This window comes from Pseudomonas duriflava, from assembly GCF_007830155.1.
GTDB lineage: Bacteria > Pseudomonadota > Gammaproteobacteria > Pseudomonadales > Pseudomonadaceae > Chryseomonas > Chryseomonas duriflava.
The window spans coordinates 278,138-297,202 of sequence record NZ_VLKY01000003.1 but is presented as its reverse complement, the minus strand read 5'-3'; the positions used below and the strand labels follow the sequence as shown (position 1 = coordinate 297,202).

The window sequence follows — 19,065 nt, the reverse complement described above, 5'->3', positions numbered from 1 at the left end:
TTTTTGTTGATGAAAGTCCCGCCCCTGACCTGCCAGAGCCTTCCGCCGGAAAATAGCAGCCCCTCACGTTATAACGAAGATCCGTCGGCCTCCGCATGGTTATCCCGATAGACGTTAAGTTCGACCATGAGTTCGTCGGCCAGGGTTTCCAGGCTCTGACGCAAGGTTTCCAGCTCAAGGGTCGCGGGCAAGGCCAGCAGAGCCGTAGCATGAAATAGCTGCTCGCTACTCATCGGAGCGGTGCGCACATCAGTACTCAACCGCTCGACATTCACGCCCAATTGGCTGAGTTGCCGGGTGATATCCCGCACGATACCGGGACGATCGTTACCCACAAGCTCCAGCTGGATAAGCTGTACGACTCCAGCTGCCTCCAGCTGACTTTCCGCTACCAAGACGCGCAGCCCTGCAACATCCAGCGAGCGCAGCCCTTCCATCAATAAGGCACGCTGCTCCTCAGCCACGCTAACCGTCAGGATGCCTGCGAACTGGCCCGCCATACGCGACATGCGGCTTTCCAGCCAGTTGCCACCATGGGCAGCCACGCAATCGGCCAAACGGCCAACGAGCCCAGGCTGGTCCGGTGCGATGATGGTCAATACCAGTACGTCCATTGCTGATGTCCTCAAGGCAGATAGGTTTCAGCGTAGAACACTTGGCCGGTTGTCGCAGTCTCAACAGTGAAACACCTTTGTATCGATGTACTGCCCAGCCACGCGAGGCACGCGATGACCCAAAGAACGCAGGTGGGCGGCCTGAGGGTCGCGACAGTCTTGTATGACTTCATTGAAAGCCAAGCCCTGCTAGGCACCGGGCTGGATTCTGATCATTTCTGGAGCGGTCTTGAAACCCTTCTCGACGAGCAGGTTCCTGCCACACGCGCCCTGCTCGCCCAGCGAGCTGCACTGCAAATTCAGCTCGACGCCTGGCACCGCGAACGCTTCGGGCTTCCTCACGAGCCAGCGGCCTACGCCTCTTTTTTACGAGAGATTGGTTATCTGCACCCTGATCCGGGTGATGTCAAAATCACCACCGGACCGCTTGACGCAGAAGTCTCCCAGCTGGCCGGCCCGCAGCTGATCGCTCCCGCAACCGATGCCCAGCGTGTGCTCGAAGCCGTCAATGCCCGCTGGGGCTCGCTGTATGAGGCCCTGTACGAGACCGATGCCATCCCGGAAGACAGTACTGTTGAAATTTCAGCGGACTACAACCCGATCCGCGGCGAAAAAGTAGTCGCCTATGGCCGAGGCATCCTGGACATCGCCATACCGTTGGCCGACGGCTCGCACGGTAATGTCGAAATATATTGCATCCGGCACGGTGAGCTTTGGACGCGCCTGAACACAGGCCATTCGGTAGGCCTCGCCAATCCGGACGCCTTTGTAGGCTATCGTGGCGAGGCGGCTGACCCTGAAGCATTACTGCTCAGGCACCATGGCCTGCATTTAGAAATCCAGATCGACCGTACCCACCCCATCGGCCAGAACGATCCGGCGGGTATCAGCGACATTCTTCTGGAAGCGGCCCCGACGGCCCTGTTTGACCTTGAAGATTCGGTAGCTGCGGTGGATGCCAAGGACAAGGTACAGGCCTATCTGCATTGGCTGGGCCTGATGAAAGGCACGCTGACGGCCAAGAAGGTTCAGAATGGCCGCACCACTCCTTACGGTATGAAGCCGGACCGTCATTACCTAGCGGCAAAGGGCGGCAACCATGCTTTGCCCGGCCGGTCGCTAGTGCTTCTACGCACCACAGGCCTGCTGATGACAACAGACATGATCCTCGACCGCCACGGCAACGAGGTTCCTGAAAGTATTCTGGATGTTGTTTTCAGCAGTTTGTGCGCCCTGCACGACTTGAATTCATGTCCTCCTTTACGAACAGCCTCGGTATACCTCGTTATGCCCAAGCTGCACGGGCCGGAAGAAGCGGCTTTTGCCAACGCATTGTTCGATCAGGTTGAGGATCTTCTCAAAATACCGCGCCATACACTGAAGCTGGGCCTGATGAATGAAGAGCGCCGAACCAGCATTAACCTCAAGGCCTGTCTCGCCGCGGTGAAAGCTCGGGTCTTTTTGGTTGCTACAGACAGAACCGATCGCCTGGGGGATGAGCTCCATACGGTGCGGGAAGCGGGCCTGCTGTTGCGCAAGGGCATCCTGAAGCATGCCCGCTGGCTGAAAGCCTACGAGGAGCACAATGTGGCGGTAAGTCTTGCCTGTGGCTTTTCGGGACGCGCGCAAATCAGCGGAGACCTCTGGGCTCTGCCCGACCTTATGGCCTCCCTGCTGGAGCACAATATAGTACATCCACAAAGCGGCACCACCAGCGCTGGAGTGTCTTCGCCTCGGGCCGCCACGCTGCATGCACTGCACTATCACCAAGTCAGCGTAGCGGACCGCCACCACGAACTGGCCACACGGCAGCCTCCTGCTCTGGATGAGTTGCTTACTCTGCCGGTGGCCGATCCTACCGCCCTGACCGCCGAAGAGATCCAGGAGGAACTGGACAGCAATGCCCAATGCATTCTGGGCTATGGGGTCCGCTGGATTGATCAGGGCATCGGCTGGTCCAGGGTACCGGATCTTGATGAGGTAATAGTTCAGGAAGACCGTGCGACCCTAAGGGTTTCTGTCCAGCTTCTGGCCAACTGGCTGCGCCAGGGTATCGTGAGACGGGAACAAATTGTCGAAGCGTTCCGTCGGATGGCCTTGGTAGTGGATCAGCAGAACGTCCATACCCCTCATTACCATCCCATGGAGGTCGATTTCGCCAGTAGTCTTGCGTTCCAGACGGCACTGAACCTGATCTTCGACGGCGCGAAGCTGCCCAACGGCTATACCGAGCCGATCCTGTATCGCAGGCGGCGCGAGGCCAAAGCGCACTGGCAATGATCGGACATTAACAGTCTTCACATAAAAAGGCGTCACGATGACCATCGCACGTTCCCTTTCAGTACTCGCGTTTGCCATAGCCCTGGCGGGGTGCGGCGAGTCCTCCAAGCTTCCACCAGAAGCCAGCTACGGACCTTCCCCCCAGTTGCCCGAACCCAAGGGCAGCCTGATTCCCCTGGTGAGCGTTGCCACGGCCATTGGTTGGCCGGACGGTGCCAAGCCCGTGACAGCGCAGGGCTTGCAGGTTAACGCTTTTGCTTCCGGCCTCGATCATCCTCGCTGGCTCTATGTGCTGCCCAACGGGGACGTTCTGGTCGCCGAGTCCAACAAGCCCACCCAGGAGCCGGCCGGCTTCGACATTCGCAAGCGGGTCCAGGGCATGATGATGAGTAAGGCCGGGGCCGGTGTACCCAGCGCCAATCGCATCACTCTCTTGCGTGATGCAGACCACGATGGCGTGGCCGAAACAAAGACAACTTTTCTCGAAGGGCTGCATTCGCCTTTTGGTATGACCCTGGTGGGTAATGATTTCTATGTAGCCAATGCCAATGCACTGGTGCGTTTCCCTTACAAGGCAGGCGAGACCAGCATCAAGGCCTCAGGTACCAAAGTGGTCGACCTGCCTGCCGGCATCAATCACCACTGGACGAAGAACGTGATCGCCAGTCAGGACGGCAGCAAGCTGTACATCACGGTTGGCTCCAACAGTAACGTGGGCGAGAACGGCATGGACATCGAGGAAGGTCGCGCCGCTATTTGGGAATTGGACCGTGCCACAAACAAGATGCGCCTGTACGCCACCGGCCTGCGCAACCCCAACGGCATGGATTGGGAGCCACAAACCGGCACGCTCTGGACCACCGTCAACGAGCGTGACGAGATCGGCAGCGATCTGGTTCCCGATTACGCCACCTCAGTACAGGACGGCGGCTTTTACGGCTGGCCTTACAGCTATTACGGCCAGCATGTGGACGAGCGCGTAAAACCACAGAGGCCCGACCTGGTAGCCAAGGCCATCGTGCCCGACTATGCCCTCGGTGCCCACACCGCCTCGCTGGGCCTGGCCTTCTCCAAAAGCGACGCACTACCGGAACAGTACCGCTACGGCCTGTTTATTGGCCAGCACGGCTCCTGGAACCGCAAGCCCAAGAGCGGTTACAAGGTTGTGTTCATTCCGTTCAAGGATGGCAAGCCCAACGGTCCGCCTCAGGATGTGCTGACTAGCTTCCTTAATCAGAAGGAAGAGGCGCAAGGCCGACCGGTGGGTGTACTCAATGACAAGCAGGGCAACCTGCTGGTAGCGGATGACGTGGGCAACGTGATCTGGCGTGTGACGGCTGCGCAGTAAGCCGTTCAGTCGGGTTGGGGCGAGCAACTGATACCTGATCTGACTGAGCTATGAATGTTTAGCGTTCAACCGGTATGCCTGTTACCGCGAGTCCATTCCAAGAGCCTCTTCTGTATGACCGGCGTGTAACGGCCATACAGAAGAGGCTCCGCCCTGTTTCTGCTGCACGCAAGTCACATCCGACACTGGTCCGCAGACCGGTCCGCTGGCTTATTACCCAGCCGGTGCAAGGTCAGGTCCGTAAGCCCATATCCCCTTTAGAAATGTAGAACGATTACGTTTTAACGTAAATCAAAGTTCATCTTTTACTAAAACACATATCAAATACCGAATAGGTATTTTGTAGATCCTCTTTTACTACTAATAAATACGTTAATTAGTAGCTACCCTCGCTTTTATATAAACAAACCACCAAAAGATTATTTATTGACGCCAATCATTTGAGCAGACGATCTAACCGTACGCTACTCTCGCCCCTTCTATATCCAAGCCTGACTTTTCAAGCCATCGGCCTATTCATGGCTAGGGTTATGGCTACCATTTAATTGAATATTTCCAGACGCTTCGATTAAGATTTGTAGGTTAAGCCACTAGATTTTGATCATGCTGCTTATTGGCAATCCTAATAATAAGCAGAACATATTCCTGCCATTGAAATTTTTTAACGCAGCGGGCGCTCAGTCATGAGACGCTCGGGCCATTATATTTTTGAAGACATGACAGCAGTAGAGTAATGGGCAACTCATACCATGAGCCTACATATGGGATAGGGCCATTTGCTCACGAGATAACTATTCGTCAGCCACGCGTTTTTATGGTGGCAAGGCCAAAGCGTCGCTTCAGCATGAGAGCAGGCTGATCTCATGGCTTCCGTATCGTACCGATCCGGTACTCGATGCCCATCAGTTGATAGAAACCACCCCATCCCTTGAGGGGCCCATGCTCAAATCGTTGTTTTCTTCGTGGCGGACTTCGCGCCCCCTGCTGTTAATCGCTGGCGTTATTGCAACAGGGATGGCCGTGACGGTATGGACGTGGCACAGCCTGCATGTCAACGAGCAGGAAGCCGCACGGATTCGCTTCGAACAAAACGTCTCGGATACGCTGCGTAGCCTTAATGAAGCCATGAGTCATTATGAGCGTTTGCTGCATGCGGGTAGCAGCCTCTTCGCCAGTTCGGGAGATGTGAGCCGTCAACAATGGCATGCCTTTGTGGAAAGCCTAAGGCTTGAAGATCTCTACCCCGGCGCGAAAGGTTTCGGCTATGCCCCCTTGGTCCAGGCCAGTGATCTGCCTGCGCATACTGCGGCGATACGAGCCGAGGGCTTTCCCCATTATGCCGTTACGTCGCTCGGCCACCAATCTGCCCTTACGCCCGTCCTTTACCTGGAACCCTTTATCGGGCAAAACCTTAAAGCTTTCGGCTTCGACATGTACTCGGAAGCTGTCCGCCGTGAAGCCATGAATAAAGCTCGGGATACAGGCCTACCCGTACTTTCGGGCAAGGTCACGCTGGTTCAGGAGGACCAGAATTCCCAGGCTGGCGCCTTGATGTTCCAGCCTGTTTATCGCCCAGGAGTCGAACATTTTACGCAGGCTCAACGTCGCGCTGCCCTTCAGGGATTCGTCTACCTGCCCTTCAGGATGAACGAACTGATCATGACAGTGCTGGATGAGCGGGTCATGGATATTGCCCTGGAGATATATGACGGCGAAACGACCGCTCCAAACGCCAGATTATTCGAGCATCTGACAGCCGTGCTTCAGAAGGCAACTGACTACACACCTGTCTTTGTAGAGCAGCGAACGCTACAGGTCGGCTCCCATTTGTGGACGCTGCGCCTCACCGCCTTGCCTGCCTTCGAGACAGCATCATCCTCCAGCCACCCTTCGAATACCCTTATCGCAGGTACGGCGCTTACCCTTTTGAGCAGCCTTTTCCTGGCCTCTCTGTTTACGACCCGGACCCGTGCAGAAGCCCTGGCCGCCAGCATGAGCAGCGCCTTTCGCGAGAGCGAGGCGCGAATACGTTCGATTGTCGAAGGTGCTGCCGAAGGCATACTCGTGACAGACAACACGCCTGAGTTAAACGTACTCAGCCTTAATCCAGCGACTGAACACATTCTTAGACTGTCCAGCGCCACAGCTATTGGTCAACCGCTGCTACGCCTGCTCAAACCACAGGATAGCCTCTCTGTAGAAGCGCGGCTGGCCGAGATCCGCAGCGGCTCGAAGAAAGTTGTGCGCTTCGATATACAGAGTCTGAACGCCCATGGCAGGCCGATTCCACTCAGCGTGTCCATCACCACAACGCAACAGGACGAAGCCCTGCGGCTTATTGTGATGATCAGCGACCTGACCGAGCTGCATCAGGCACAGCGGTCGGCACTGGAGGCAAGTACCCTTAGCGAGACGATATTCATACATGCTCCGTTCTGCATTCTCGCTACGGACCCTCATGGCACAATCACATCACTCAACCCAGCCGGTGAGCAGCTCTTGGGTTACTCGCGTCATGAGCTGATCGGCCAGCAGAACGCGACAGTTTTTCACGACGAAGCCGAATTAAACGAGCGAGCCGCACAGCTCAGCGAAAAACTCGGCCGCCCTGTGTCGGGCAACGAAGCCCTGTTTGTCCTGGCCCGCCAGAATATAGTAGAGGAGCGTGAATGGACTTACATGCGCAAAGACGGCTCGCGTATAGCCGTCAACCTGGCAATCAACGCCTTGCGAGAGGCCGACGGGAAGGTCAACGGCTATATCGGCATCGCCTATGACATCACCGAGCGCAAGCGTAACGAAGACAACATTCGTCATCTGGCCCTGCACGATCCGCTGACCGGCTTACCCAACCGCAACCTGATGATCGACCGGATGGCCATGTCGATTGAGCGCGCTAAACGTAACAACGACATGATTGGCGTTATGGTGCTTGATCTGGACGGCTTCAAGGATATCAACGACACGCTTGGCCATGACGTAGGTGATAAAGTGCTCAAGCATATTGCCCAACGACTCAAGCAGTCCGTTCGCCAGTCCGACACGGTAATCCGAACGGGTGGAGACGAGTTCGTGATTCTGCTGGGAGAGTTGCGTCAGGTCGAGGACACAGCCAATGTGGCGAACAAAGTACTCAAATCGGTAGATACCGACCTCATCATCGACTCGCACCGCCTCAAGCTGTCCACCAGCATCGGCATAGCGCTCTACCCCAAGCACGGCCGGGATCTGGATACCTTGATCAAGAGCGCTGATATGGCCATGTATGAAGTCAAGAAGCGCGGGAAGAACAGCTATCAACTGGCGTTGACAGCCTCCCGCCCAGCAGCAGCCTTACAGGACAGACTACTCTGACGGCCCTTGCCGCTTGGCAGGTTACCGATAACCGGATCAGCCACTGAAGAGTTGCCTATGGGACACCTTACAGGGCCATACCAGGTATGTGCTGCCGATCCGTTACCTTCTGAACAAACGCTTCTATAGGATCTGAAATGACGGGATTGCTATTGACCGCTCTCCCGTCACCCTTCAAGTCAGCGCTTTAACGCGTCCGAAACGACTGGATAATTATCCCAGACCTTTTGATCGCTCAGCGAACGCACCAGCTTGACGTACTCGGCATGAGACCACGCCAGTGGCGTTGCCGAATCGGTGCCTTCACCCTTGGTATACCCATGCCGTTCGTTGTGACCTACGCCGTCCCAAACCTGCTCTGGCAGCATCAGGCCCTCATTGGCAAATAACTCCATGCCTTTGACATAGGTGTCTCTGATCTTTGCCGCCTGCTCAGCATTGAGCCCTTGGCCGCCTGACGACTGCGCTTTAGCCAGGGCCAACTCATAGTGCCCCCGCTCACCCGTGAAGATTGGCCAGACTCGGCCACGCAGGCCGGAGTTCATGACCGGCTCCTCGGTTGCAGGGAAGTTGATGCCGCTGGACTCGCTTTCGCCATAGCCGTCATTGCCGTAGCGCCGCCACCCAGGGAATTCACCTGGGACGCCCGGGTAGGTAAAGGTGTATTTAACCTTTAGATTTTCGGGTAATGATGGGCTATCGAGTTCTTCCAGGCTGCCGACAATATGTTCATCGGTAGCGGGGCGAACGCCGTATCGCACCAGTTCCAGGAAACCGGCATCAAGCACATGGGTCTCCGGCAGGCCGGGACGGCTGTTGTTATCCAGCAAGGGCGCCTTGTCATTGGGGTTGTCGTTTTGCGTAATGCGCAGGTAGTACTGCTTGTCGCCAAACTCGCCGCTTTTCGTAAACATTTGCTGCTCGACTTGGGCCGAATAGCGCTTCGCCGTGTCCAGAAAGGTTTGAGCTGAGGAAGCATCATTAACGTGCTTGGCCAACTCGGAGGCAGTGACCAGGCCTGCGATGACAGCTGCCGTGGTTGAAGGCGAGTAGCCCCACTGCTCCTCCCAACGGTCCTGCTGGGTTTGTGGCGGCTTGACTGTCCAGTCGTTCCAGCCAATCTTCACCTGCCCGCCCTGGGTTAGAAATTCGGCGGCGGGCTTGAGCATATCGCGATACCACTGTGTGATCTCGGCATCGCTCAATACGCCAGCCTTCCACAGTTTGTAGCCCAGCATGATCGGCATGGCCGTCTGGTCAAGCTGTACACCGACCCATTCGATCACACCATCAACATGGGTTTTCTGTAAAAACCAACCGGTCGCACCGGGCGTATCATTGCCTGTTTTACCGTCCTGCTTTTGTTCATGAATATAGGCCGATGCATCCGCCTGCATACGAGGCGTATCCTGGGTGACCTGTACCTTTTTCAGGTACTCGAACGCCACCTTTGACGTCTGTTTATCACCAAGCGCCAACAAAGCCATGGCGCACTGGTAGAAATCACGCGGCCAGACCGCCTTGTAACCGGTCGTACCGCTTTCCGCTGGCACCGTTTCGCCCCACGGGTTGGATAAGGACGCAATCAGCGCGCCTGCGTTGCTCTTGTCTTCCTGTGCTTTGAGCACCAGGGCACTAACGTTGAGCAGCTTGCCCTGGTCAGTTGTCTGGCTGCGCATGGCAGGCAGGTTTGACAACGAGGCCAGGTAATCCTGCCAGCCGATCGCCTCACCCTCGCCGTTATAATGCGCCAGGACCTGAGCATAGCCGCGTGCAAGGGTCGCATCCGCTGCCTGATCGGCCTCCTGCCGACTGTGGCCAAAGCCTACGACCAGATCGATTGTCGTGGTCTCACCTGTGGTGGGAATCTGCGCCAGCATCGCCACGTTTCCCGGCTCTGTGCCTGTTGTGGTGTAAAGCTGGTCGAGGCGTCCATCTTTCTGAAGATCTTCGAGCCCATCGGAGACTCCCACGAATCCTACCGTTGGGCTTTGCAAGGCCTCGCTGGCCTTGACCACCAGGGTCGTTTCCTTTTCCTGTGCGTACAAGGCCGCCCCTTCGGTGAAGGCCGTATCAGCACTGCCGCTGTTGCCAAGCGCAGGATCGATATACACATACGGCTGAATGGCAGGGTCCTGACTCCGAAAAATAACCCTCATCACCAGGGTATTCGCATCGGGGTCAGTAAAAACGTGCTTTTCGATCTCGTAGCGGCCGTCTTTGTCCCGATTGACAATCCGGTAGGCCAACGATGTAGGCCGCCCTTCGCTGTCCGTCGACAGATAACTGATCTCACTGGTCGTATCCTTTGCCTCAAGATCCGTGAACCCCGGTCCTTTTACCACCAGCTGTAAGGCCCGGAGCTGAGCTTCGTGAATCAGCCCGAACATGGTTTCAGTGACGATGCCATTGGCAAGGGAAAACCAGACTTTTGACACCGGACCTGTGGCAGCAGAAGCCGAATAATGGCCATCCTGATACTGCTCATAAGAGGTTCCGATGCCGGTTTTACCCGAATAGGACCAGAACGGCGCATCCCCAGGCGCCCCAGGGGCGACACGGGTGGCGTCAGCCGGCGTGGTCGGAGCGGCGATGGCCAAAGGCCCTTGAGACAGGCTCAGCCCGATCAACAGACTAAGCAAGCTGCGGCGAAATACCCTTGTTTTCATAGGACTCTTCTTTTTAGATGAATGAACGAAGCGGTGTTTCTGAACCCAGCGGTATGGCGCGGTTCCGCTGGCCCCATGAAACTTAAGAAGAGTAGACGGTAGAGTGCGTGCCTGTTAGGAAGCCGACACGGAAGCGGCATACCCCGCTTCCTTAGTTCGCTCAAGGTATAGTTCTGCGCCCGGCTTAGCCGCTCCGCGACTGTGCCGGCATGAATGCCTTGACCAGTACCAGATCGCCTTCGGTCAATCGATAAACCTGATCGGCTACTTCGATCAGGGCCGGTCGGTGCGAGACGGCCACTACTGTCAGGTGCGGCGTTAGTGCCTTCAAGGTCTGGCTGATTGCCGACTCGGCTTCAGGATCGAGCGCACTGGTTGCCTCATCTAGAATCAGCAGCCGAGGACTGTGGGCCAGCGCACGCGCGATTACGATTCGCTGGCGCTGCCCTCCAGACAATTTGCCGCCCCGTTCTCCCACGGTAGTCTGCATACCTTGAGGTTGCCTTTCGACAAACTCCCAGGCCCCTGCCTGGCGGAGCGCGCGCTCCGCATCGGCTGCCGTCAGGGCCGGATCACCCAGGGTTACGTTGGCCAGTATACTGTCATGAAGCAGCAGGGTTTCCTGAGGCACGTAGCCGATCAGTCGGCGCCACTGCCGGCGATCCAGCGTTTCGATCGGGGTGTCATCCACCAGCACACGCCCCGCCTGTGGTGCCAGTAGCGCGCAGATAAGATCAAGAATCGTGGTTTTCCCTGCGCCAGAAGGGCCAATCAGGCTGGTGAAACTGCCGACGGGAAGCCTTAGGTTGACCGCATCGAGAATGGTTCGATCACCGTAGCTGAACGTAACACCTTCAAAGGTGATGGCCTGCTCCAGGGTAGGCTTTTGATCACCGCCGCCGGGCTCCGCATCCTCCTTTGCCGCCTTGATCGATTCCTGAAGCGCCCAATAGGCACTTTCCTGGGCTGCCATCCGGTGATAGCGCTGTTGGGCCTTGTGTAACAACCCCAGCACCCGTACGACCAGGAATATCAGCACCATGACCGAGGACAGGGGCAACTCCCATACCACCAGGGCCGCATACAGACCACCTGCCGCTAGGATAGCCAGCATAGGCTCCTGCATAGCCCGCAGCGCCTCGCGGCTCATGACCTCACGCTCCATAGCCTTGTTGAGCTCGGCTGCCTGATGCCGTAGCAGCGAGTCGGCAATATCATGTCGGGCCATGGCCTTGAGCGGCTTGACTGAGCCTAGAGTGTCCGTGAGCTGTGCGAGCAGTTCGCGCATGAGAGTAGTTTGGCTACGGCCAGCCCGCCGGGAGGTTTTGACCAGCCGTTGCAAACCCGCAAGAAGAAGGCCGCCCAGCAGCAGTGAAACCAGGGTTGCCTTCCACGAGACGATCAGGGCAATAACCGCATAAACAGCCGCCTGAATAAGCAGCGCGAGCATATTAGCGGCATGTTCGTAGCCAGTAGAGGCGCGATAAGCTTCGGTTGCAACCGAATTAGCCAGCGCGCCGGTAGGCTGACGTACGTAATACTCCCAGCGGCTACCCAGCAAGGCCTTGATCAGGTCGATACGCAAATCGGTCGCGACGTGCGCTACGGCATACCCTACCTGCCGATTTCCCAACATGACCAAGGCACTGCTCAGGCACAGCCCCGCCACGATTACGATCAGCATGGTAACCAGCGTAGGCTCCAGGCCGACACTGTTCAGCACCCCAATAACCTTCAGGGATAGTTCAGAGTGGCTCTGGTCGCCCAGCGCAATGGATAGCAATGGCAGCAAGGTGGTCAGGCCGACGCCCTCGGCAATACCGGCCAGCAGCAGGCTGATTAGCATCAGTAGCGTACGGCCCGGATAGGCTCGTCCGTAGGCAAAAAGAATACGCATGGTTTATCCGTTCACGATGGGCTCGACGCACCGCTTCTACGTTAGAAGACAGATGCTGTCAGAGCCAGACCTGCCTTTCTCGAGGCTGGTTTCAACCAGCGGGACAGGAACGTCCAATAGGCGGGCATCCTTGTCCAGCCAACGCTCAGCTGTTAACTGCCGCCTCGCGTGAGGTAATCGCCAGCTCGGCGAAGGCCCCGATGATATGGTCGATCTGCGCAGACGTATGGGCTGCGCTGACACTACAGCGCACCAATGCCTGGCCGTTCGGCGTCGCGGGGGGCAGCACCAGATTGACATAGACACCCCGTTCGATCAGACCCAGCCAAAACGCCATGCCTTGCTGGGGCGAACCCAATACGACCGGCACCACGGGACTCGCCTGTGGCCCGACCTGATAGCCCAACCCTGCCAGGCCGCTGTAGAGCTGATGGGCATTTTCCCATAGTCGCGTGCGCAGCTCCGGGCGAGCGCGCAACGCCCTCAGCGCTGCGCGAACCGACGCGACGGACGAAGGCGAAGGCGACGCTGTAAAAATATACGGACGGCTCGCATAGCGCAGCAGATCGAATTCAGGATGCTGACTGGCAGCAAATCCGCCAATGGCACCAAGGCTCTTGCTAAAGGTGCCTAGCACGACATCCACGTCATCCTCGACCCCCAGTTCCTCGGCCAACCCCCTACCATGCTGCCCGAGCACACCCACGGAATGCGCTTCGTCGACCAGTAAATAACCACCGAGCCGGCGTTTGATGTCGGCGATCTCTCTCAAAGGTGCCTGATCGCCCAGCATGCTGTAGATACCTTCGACGATAATCAGGGCATCCTTGGCCTGTTCGCCGAGCCGACGCATGCGACGCTCCAGGTCAGCCGCGTCGTTATGCCGAAACCGGATGACCTGCGCCCCACCCATACGGCAAGCGTCGTAGATGCTAGCATGGCTGTCGGCATCGAGCAGCACGATGTCATCTGGCCCGGCCAACGTGCCGATAACACCCAGATTGGCCTGATACCCGGTAGAAAAGACAATAACGGAGCGCCGTCCAAAAAAGTCGGCCAGTTCGCTCTCCAGCGCCATGTGGCTGCCATAGCTACCATTGGCCATACGCGAGCCTGTGGTCCCTGTACCCTCTTCTGCAAGAGCCTGCTGGGCTGCCTTGATACTATCGGGATCAAGTGTCAGCCCCAGGTAATTGTTCGTGCCCGCCAAAACAACGCGCTGGCTGCCGATCCTCCCCTCGGTAGGCGAATAGATTTCATCGATGCGGGTTCCGAAGGGATGGAGTTCCGTCTGAATCAAGGCGGCGCGATCCTGCGCCAGCTTGGCGAACTTATCGAACAGTGCCATTGGCAGGCTCCATAAGAGTAACAACGGCCTCTGCCAGCTGGGCTGGAGTACGAACATCGGTCAGGACATTGAGCGGAATCGAAAGGTCGAATTCATCCTCCAGCTCCATCAACAGATCCATGACCTTGATGGAGTCGAGGCCCAACTCCTGAATCAGGTCGACATCAGGATGGATTGGCGTGCTGGCCGGCGCAATACGCCCCAGGTACACAAATAACCGTTCCAGTATTTTTTCTTGTGAAATCATCTATAGGCCCTTTGATTCCATGGTTGCCGGTTTGGCCCGATCAAAAACAGCGCTCTTGTAGTGCATGCCGCAAACGAATAGCGGGCTCCCACGCCAATGCCTGACGAATGGCCTCATTACTACAGGACCAATCCGGATGACGCAATTCACCCACCTTGGACGGGGTCAGCATGGGCGCCTGCCCGGTGAGACGGGATAAGGCCAGATTCGCCCGGGCCAAGCCGTTCAGCATTACTGGCGGAAGGTTCACCTGCCGCACCGGTCCCTGGCGGACTTCGGCGGCCATAGTGGCAATATCGGCCCAACCGTATCCGTTCCCACAGCCATCGTTGAGTTCATAGCATGCCGACTCAACAACAGATGCCTCGAGCCATTTCACCACGGCACAGACCAGATCCTCTACCTGAAGAAATGTGAGCCGTGCCTCAGGTTGGCCGATAACAAAGAGCCATCCTCGCAAAAGCCATTCGAACAAGGGGCGCATTTCCCGATCACCCGGACCATACACCGCCGTAGGTCGAAAAATCGTTAGGGTCATGTCATTTGCCGCCTGCAGAAGCTGTCGCTCAGCCTCATGCTTCGAAGCCGCATACCAGGACAGGTGCGGATAACGGGCCGCCAGAGAAGACATGAAAAGAAAGCGCTCGCAACAGCCTGAGGCCTGTGCTGCCCGGAGCACATTCATACTGCCCGTGACATTGTTCCGCTGGAAATAATCTACCGTGCCGCCGCGTACTACTGCCGCGCAGTGAATCACGGCATCCGCCCCGTCTACTAGACGGGCCAGGGCATGCGGGTCTTCCAGCGCCCCCTGCACCCATTCGATACCGTCTTCTCGGGTGACAAAGGGATGTCGGCACAACGCCCGTAGCCGGACGCCTGACTGAATCAGGCGCTGGCGTAAGAGACTGCCAATGAAACCGGTTGCCCCAGTCAGGGCAACAGTGCGCTCCACCGAAGGCTAACCTGCGGCCATAGACAGCCCGCACAGGGACTGCATTTGCTGGAGAAAGCGCTTTTGAGCTTCCGCCCGGGACGGCTTACCGGACGATGTACGTGGAAGCGAATGGGGCGGCACCAGCTCGACACGGGCCGACAGGCCAAACTCGCTATTAATCAGCTTGGTCAGGGATTGCTGCAACTGGGTGCGTTGCGCTTCGTCAGTCAGGCGGCACTGCACTTGCACGACAACCTGGGGTTCGATATCAGCCGGTACAAGAAATGCGATCACATCGCCCGGACGGATATCCGGCTGGCATTCGGCCAGGTATTCAATATCCTGCGGCCAAATGTTGCGGCCCCGCACAATGAGCAAGTCCTTGCGCCGGCCAGTAATGAACAGTTCACCGCCGCTCAGGTAACCAAGGTCGCCGGTATCCAACCAGCCGCCGTCCTGGTCGATAACGGCCTGGGTAGAATCCTCGTCGCAGAAATAGCCGGACATGAGACTAGGCCCCATAAGCGTGACACGGCCAATCTGCCGGTCCGGCAGAGGGTGCCCGGTATTGTCGCGGATATCGAGCCGATGCCCCGGCAGCACGGCGCCGCAATTAACGAAAATGCTAGCCTTGCTTTCGTCCCCATCAAACGGTACCGCCCTGGAATGATGCTCAAGCTCCCAGCGATTGATACGGTCGATCTGAATGCCGGTATCGCGCCGGCTGAAACTGACCCCTAACGTACTTTCAGCTAGCCCATAGCAGGGTAGAAACGCCTTGAGGTTGAAGCCGGCTGGGGCAAACTGATCGGCGAACCGCTCAAGAATCTCGGCCCGGATGGGTTCGGCACCAACACCGGCAATCCGCCAGCTGGACAGGTCAAAACGTGACGCTTCGCCTTCGCGCACCCGACGGGAGCACATGTCATAGCCGAACGGCGGCGCAAAGGAAATGGTTCCACGGTTTTGACTGATCAGGTTTAGCCATTGCCGAGGGCGCATGGCGAAATCCTGGGTACGTAAATAGTCCACGGACAATTGCGACGCCATAGGCCCCAGAACGAAACCAACAAGCCCCATGTCGTGGTAAAAGGGCAGCCAGGACACGCACCGGTCGCCCGGACGCACGCCCAAACCATCACGGATAATGCCTTGCAGATTGGCCATGACGGCGCGTTGAGTGACGACCACACCACGTGGAAAACGGGTACTACCGGAGGTGTACTGCAGGTAGGCAATCTCATCGGGACGAGAAGGTTCGAGGTCTACCTGGGCCATTGCCTGGGCCTGAAAATCCTTGGCCGCACCAACAAACAAGGGCGCCAGCGAGGCCGCTGCTTCCTGAACAACAGGCAGTAACACAGTTGGCGCAAAGACCGCCGATGCCTCGCAGCTCAGCAGCAAACCATTCAACTTCTTGACGTAGGAATCGTGTGCGCCCAGGCCGGAAGGAATGGGCAGTGGCACAGGAACGAACCCACCGTACAGACAGCCGTAGAACAGCTCCATGAAGGTGTAATCCGTGTCGGCAATCAAGGCGACACGATCACCCCGGCGCAGGCCCAGGCCATGCAGCCGGCGCGCCATGTTCAAGGCCTCCCGGCGCAGGGCAGCATAGGAAATTACCGCTACCAGGCGACAACGGCCGTCATAGAAATTCAGGCCGGTTTCACCGAGAGCGGCATAGTCCAGGGCTTCGGTAAGGGTAGGAAAATCACCTAAACGCTGGGGTAAAGCATGTTGAGTAAGTGTTGCAGACATGTACAGTTCGGCCATCCCCAAAATCCTGCTCTCAGCGCATCGCATGCAGCGGGCCGCTTAACAAGGCCAGCAGCGTATCAGCTCGTTTCTTAAAGTCGTTTTGGCAGTTTCACTAAGCTCCATGCCCGTACTCAGCTGCGGGGGCCCTGGCCAAGCCACATCGACAAACTCTTGTCCAGCCCATATCCTGGGTTTATTGTAACGAGGAATGACATGAAAATGGACATCAGGATCGACCATCATTAGCATCAGGTAGTTCACTTTGTCGTAGCTGAAAGCCGCCTGGAGTGCCTGCTCTATATGGTCGGTTACCTGCTTGAGTTCGCTGAACGCGGCCGGACTTAGCTGCGGTAAAGCTGTAGCCGCTTCCTTCGCAATCAGGACCAAAGCACCCAAGGTAACCTGATGCGGTCTCAAAAGAACAGTCCAATGTTCATATTCACGCACTACCGTCTCAGGCGCGCCAAATTTCTGCAGAGTAGCGCTTAACGCTTCATGGGTACTCATGTCATCCTCGCGTGAGCTGGGTTCTTATGAACGTAGCCGTCCCCTGGAGCCACTGGATGTTCTGTGCGGACGCTACTACCAGGCCGTGCCGCTTCATGAAGTGGCGAATCGGATAATGAAGTTGAAGGATTCCACGTGAATCAATTTATTTCAAAGACAAATGAGTCCGTTCTGGTCAAACCGGTAGTGACCAAGGCAGATTTGAACACCTTTATCCGGTTGCCTGGCCCCTTATACCAGGGGGACCCCCACTGGGTAGAGCCCTTGCATCTTGAGCGCCGGATGCATCTGTCGCCCCGTAATCCTGTCTTCGAGCATGTGGAGTGGCAGGCCTGGATCGCCTGGTCCGGAGCACAGCCGCTCGGACGGATCACGGCGCAGGTGGACTCGCTGCATCGGGAAGTTCATGGCCCCGGTACGGGGCACTTCGGCATGCTTGAAGCCGTCGATAGGCCGGAGGTATTCAAGGCCCTTCTAGGCACCGCCGAAACCTGGCTCAGACAGAAAGGCATACGCCGTGTCACAGGTCCTTTCAGCCTGACGATTAACGAGGAAAGCGGCCTGCTCGTGGATGGCTTTGACTATCCACCGGCGTTTATGATGGGCCACAGCCAGCCCTATTACAGCAGTCGGATCGAAGCCCTGGGTTATCAACCCGCCCAGGACCTGCTGGCTTATTGGATGCAAACCGATCAGCTCGACTTCACTCCGCCAATGCGCCGGATGATGGATCGCTGGCGAGACCGTGTAACGATCAGAACACTGGACCGCAGCCGTTTCGACGAGGAAATCGAGACACTGCGGGACATCTTCAACGATGCCTGGGCCAAAAACTGGGAATTCGTTCCGTTCACTAGGGCCGAGTTCAAGGAGTTAGGTAGCAATCTCAAGCTGTTGGTGCCTGACGACCTGATTTACATCGCCGAGGTGAATGGGCAACCCAGCGCTTTTATTATCGCCCTCCCCAATCTCAACGAAGTAATCGCACCGCTCAAAGGCAAGTTGCTACCCTTTGGCTGGCTGCATGTTTTACGCAATGTGAAATTGCGCATGCCCAAGACAGCACGTGTTCCGTTAATGGGCGTGCGCCAGGCGCATCAGTTCAGCCGCCTCGGCCCTACCCTGGCGCTGCTGCTGGTCGAAGCGCTAAAGCCGCCTTTTGTTCGACGCGGCATCGAGGCGCTGGAAATGTCGTGGATTCTGGAAAGCAACACGGGTATGCGTACCATTCTCGAGCAGATCGGGACCCATCAGTACAAGCGGTATCGTGTTTATGAAAAACAGCTCTGAACCTATGGCCTATGCGGCGCTGGTTCTGTCCGCCGACCGTCACGCCGGAGACGCGGTAGCTGTGGCTGCCGGGGTTGACTGCAAGGCGCTGGCACCTGTGGGCGGTGTGCCAATGGTGCGCCGTGTGGTGCATGCACTGCAGGCCAGCCCGCTGATCCAGCGCATCACCCTGGTTGGCCCCTCGCGTGCCTTGCTCCATCGCGAACCGGAAATAGAGCGGCTTTTGGAACAGGCAGCGATTCGCTGGACCGCCAACGCCAACTCACCCAGCGCCAGTACGGCCCAGGCTCTGGCGGCCGAGCCGCCCGAGCAGGCAGTCCTCGTCACGACGGCGGACCACGCGTTGCTCAGCCCGGCGATCGTCAACCACTTCCTGGAACAGGCCCAACAGAGTCACTGCGACTTTGTAGTCGCTGTTACCCGGCTCGATACGGTAATGGCACGTTTCCCTCACACCCGGCGAACGGCCATTCGCCTCCGGGGAGGCCCCTATTGCGGGTGTAATCTGTTCGCCTTCATGACGGAACGAGGCCGCACGCTGGCACCGTTCTGGCGCAGCATCGAGCAGGAGCGCAAGCGTCCATGGCGTGTGATTGTGGGGGCGTTGGGCCTGGGCGCTATCGTGCGCTACCTGTGCGGACGTCTGACCCTTGAGCAGGCCCTGGCACGCCTATCGAAAAAGCTGGGTATTACCATTGGTGTTGTTGTGCTGCCGTTTGCAGAAGCGGCCGTCGATGTGGATACCGCTGCGGATCTATCCCTGGTGGAAAAGATCCTCGCGGAAAACGCTTCCTCAATCGGGACGGTATAGCA

At 57.4% G+C, this 19,065-nt stretch carries 14 protein-coding genes; 6 read left to right on the top strand and 8 right to left on the bottom strand.

From position 1 onward, the window contains the following. Positions 1 to 68 precede the first annotated feature (68 nt). Positions 69 to 614: a glycine cleavage system transcriptional repressor gene (locus tag IQ22_RS05820; RefSeq protein WP_145139448.1), complete on the bottom strand. Its 546-nt coding sequence runs from the start codon at positions 612 to 614 to the stop codon at positions 69 to 71. A gap of 114 nt (positions 615 to 728) precedes the next feature. On the opposite strand from IQ22_RS05820, the gene IQ22_RS05815 reads away from it, so the two are divergent. The 3 genes from IQ22_RS05815 (at position 729) to IQ22_RS05805 (ending at position 7,596) form a co-directional block, all read left to right on the top strand. Next, positions 729 to 2,894 carry a malate synthase G gene (locus IQ22_RS05815; RefSeq protein ID WP_145139445.1) on the top strand — a complete coding sequence of 722 codons (2,166 nt, stop codon included), beginning with the start codon at positions 729 to 731 and terminating at the stop codon, positions 2,892 to 2,894. Between the two features lie 37 nt (positions 2,895 to 2,931). Then, entirely contained in the window at positions 2,932 to 4,242 is a 1,311-nt protein-coding gene (locus IQ22_RS05810) for a PQQ-dependent sugar dehydrogenase (RefSeq protein ID WP_145139442.1), read from the top strand. Positions 4,243 to 5,181: 939 nt separating this feature from the next. Continuing rightward, positions 5,182 to 7,596, top strand: coding sequence for a sensor domain-containing diguanylate cyclase (locus IQ22_RS05805; RefSeq protein WP_145139438.1), 2,415 nt, complete (start codon positions 5,182 to 5,184; stop codon positions 7,594 to 7,596). A 179-nt stretch (positions 7,597 to 7,775) separates the two neighbouring features. Here the strand turns inward: IQ22_RS05805 and IQ22_RS05800 are convergent, their stop codons facing one another. The 7 genes from IQ22_RS05800 to IQ22_RS05770 all read right to left on the bottom strand — a co-directional run bounded on the left by IQ22_RS05800 (position 7,776) and on the right by IQ22_RS05770 (position 16,962). Next, positions 7,776 to 10,265, bottom strand: coding sequence for a glucan 1,4-alpha-glucosidase (locus IQ22_RS05800; protein WP_145139433.1), 2,490 nt, complete (start codon positions 10,263 to 10,265; stop codon positions 7,776 to 7,778). A 184-nt stretch (positions 10,266 to 10,449) separates the two neighbouring features. Continuing rightward, positions 10,450 to 12,162, bottom strand: a complete 1,713-nt coding sequence (locus tag IQ22_RS05795; protein ID WP_145139431.1) for an ABC transporter ATP-binding protein — start codon at positions 12,160 to 12,162, stop codon at positions 10,450 to 10,452. Between the two features lie 145 nt (positions 12,163 to 12,307). After that, positions 12,308 to 13,510: a serine palmitoyltransferase gene (gene spt, locus IQ22_RS05790; RefSeq protein ID WP_167654154.1), complete on the bottom strand. Its 1,203-nt coding sequence runs from the start codon at positions 13,508 to 13,510 to the stop codon at positions 12,308 to 12,310. Continuing rightward, positions 13,494 to 13,757, bottom strand: a complete 264-nt coding sequence (locus tag IQ22_RS05785; RefSeq protein WP_145139429.1) for an acyl carrier protein — start codon at positions 13,755 to 13,757, stop codon at positions 13,494 to 13,496. The genes spt and IQ22_RS05785 overlap by 17 nt, the downstream gene beginning before the upstream one ends. A gap of 40 nt (positions 13,758 to 13,797) precedes the next feature. Continuing rightward, entirely contained in the window at positions 13,798 to 14,712 is a 915-nt protein-coding gene (locus tag IQ22_RS05780; protein WP_145139426.1) for an NAD-dependent epimerase/dehydratase family protein, read from the bottom strand. Between the two features lie 6 nt (positions 14,713 to 14,718). Continuing rightward, a complete protein-coding gene (locus IQ22_RS05775; RefSeq protein WP_145139424.1) occupies positions 14,719 to 16,470 on the bottom strand; it encodes a fatty acyl-AMP ligase in 1,752 nt (583 codons plus the stop codon). A gap of 42 nt (positions 16,471 to 16,512) precedes the next feature. Continuing rightward, entirely contained in the window at positions 16,513 to 16,962 is a 450-nt protein-coding gene (locus tag IQ22_RS05770; RefSeq protein ID WP_145139421.1) for an HIT family protein, read from the bottom strand. On the opposite strand from IQ22_RS05770, the gene IQ22_RS23145 reads away from it, so the two are divergent. Genes IQ22_RS23145 through IQ22_RS05760 form a run of 3 tightly spaced genes read left to right on the top strand, consistent with a single transcriptional unit; the run spans position 16,961 to position 19,063 of the window. Further along, positions 16,961 to 17,101 carry a hypothetical protein gene (locus IQ22_RS23145; RefSeq protein ID WP_158635411.1) on the top strand — a complete coding sequence of 47 codons (141 nt, stop codon included), beginning with the start codon at positions 16,961 to 16,963 and terminating at the stop codon, positions 17,099 to 17,101. The two genes, IQ22_RS05770 and IQ22_RS23145, sit on opposite strands and share 2 nt — an antisense overlap. Next, entirely contained in the window at positions 17,098 to 18,252 is a 1,155-nt protein-coding gene (locus IQ22_RS05765; RefSeq protein ID WP_244308965.1) for an N-acetyltransferase, read from the top strand. The genes IQ22_RS23145 and IQ22_RS05765 overlap by 4 nt, the downstream gene beginning before the upstream one ends. Beyond that, complete coding sequence (locus tag IQ22_RS05760) at positions 18,236 to 19,063, top strand: nucleotidyltransferase family protein (protein WP_145139418.1); 828 nt, start codon at positions 18,236 to 18,238, stop codon at positions 19,061 to 19,063. Before IQ22_RS05765 ends, IQ22_RS05760 begins: the two co-directional genes overlap by 17 nt. Positions 19,064 to 19,065 lie beyond the last annotated feature (2 nt).

What these genes read in the sequence shown, in the direction of transcription:
- IQ22_RS05820 (WP_145139448.1), bottom strand. Translation starts at nt 614, where the DNA reads ATGGACGTACTGGTATTGACCATCATCGCACCGGACCAGCCTGGGCTC.
- IQ22_RS05815 (WP_145139445.1), top strand. Translation starts at nt 729, where the DNA reads ATGACCCAAAGAACGCAGGTGGGCGGCCTGAGGGTCGCGACAGTCTTG.
- IQ22_RS05810 (WP_145139442.1), top strand. Translation starts at nt 2,932, where the DNA reads ATGACCATCGCACGTTCCCTTTCAGTACTCGCGTTTGCCATAGCCCTG.
- IQ22_RS05805 (WP_145139438.1), top strand. Translation starts at nt 5,182, where the DNA reads ATGCTCAAATCGTTGTTTTCTTCGTGGCGGACTTCGCGCCCCCTGCTG.
- IQ22_RS05800 (WP_145139433.1), bottom strand. Translation starts at nt 10,265, where the DNA reads ATGAAAACAAGGGTATTTCGCCGCAGCTTGCTTAGTCTGTTGATCGGG.
- IQ22_RS05795 (WP_145139431.1), bottom strand. Translation starts at nt 12,162, where the DNA reads ATGCGTATTCTTTTTGCCTACGGACGAGCCTATCCGGGCCGTACGCTA.
- spt (WP_167654154.1), bottom strand. Translation starts at nt 13,510, where the DNA reads ATGGCACTGTTCGATAAGTTCGCCAAGCTGGCGCAGGATCGCGCCGCC.
- IQ22_RS05785 (WP_145139429.1), bottom strand. Translation starts at nt 13,757, where the DNA reads ATGATTTCACAAGAAAAAATACTGGAACGGTTATTTGTGTACCTGGGG.
- IQ22_RS05775 (WP_145139424.1), bottom strand. Translation starts at nt 16,470, where the DNA reads ATGGCCGAACTGTACATGTCTGCAACACTTACTCAACATGCTTTACCC.
- IQ22_RS23145 (WP_158635411.1), top strand. Translation starts at nt 16,961, where the DNA reads ATGTCATCCTCGCGTGAGCTGGGTTCTTATGAACGTAGCCGTCCCCTG.
- IQ22_RS05770 (WP_145139421.1), bottom strand. Translation starts at nt 16,962, where the DNA reads ATGAGTACCCATGAAGCGTTAAGCGCTACTCTGCAGAAATTTGGCGCG.
- IQ22_RS05760 (WP_145139418.1), top strand. Translation starts at nt 18,236, where the DNA reads ATGAAAAACAGCTCTGAACCTATGGCCTATGCGGCGCTGGTTCTGTCC.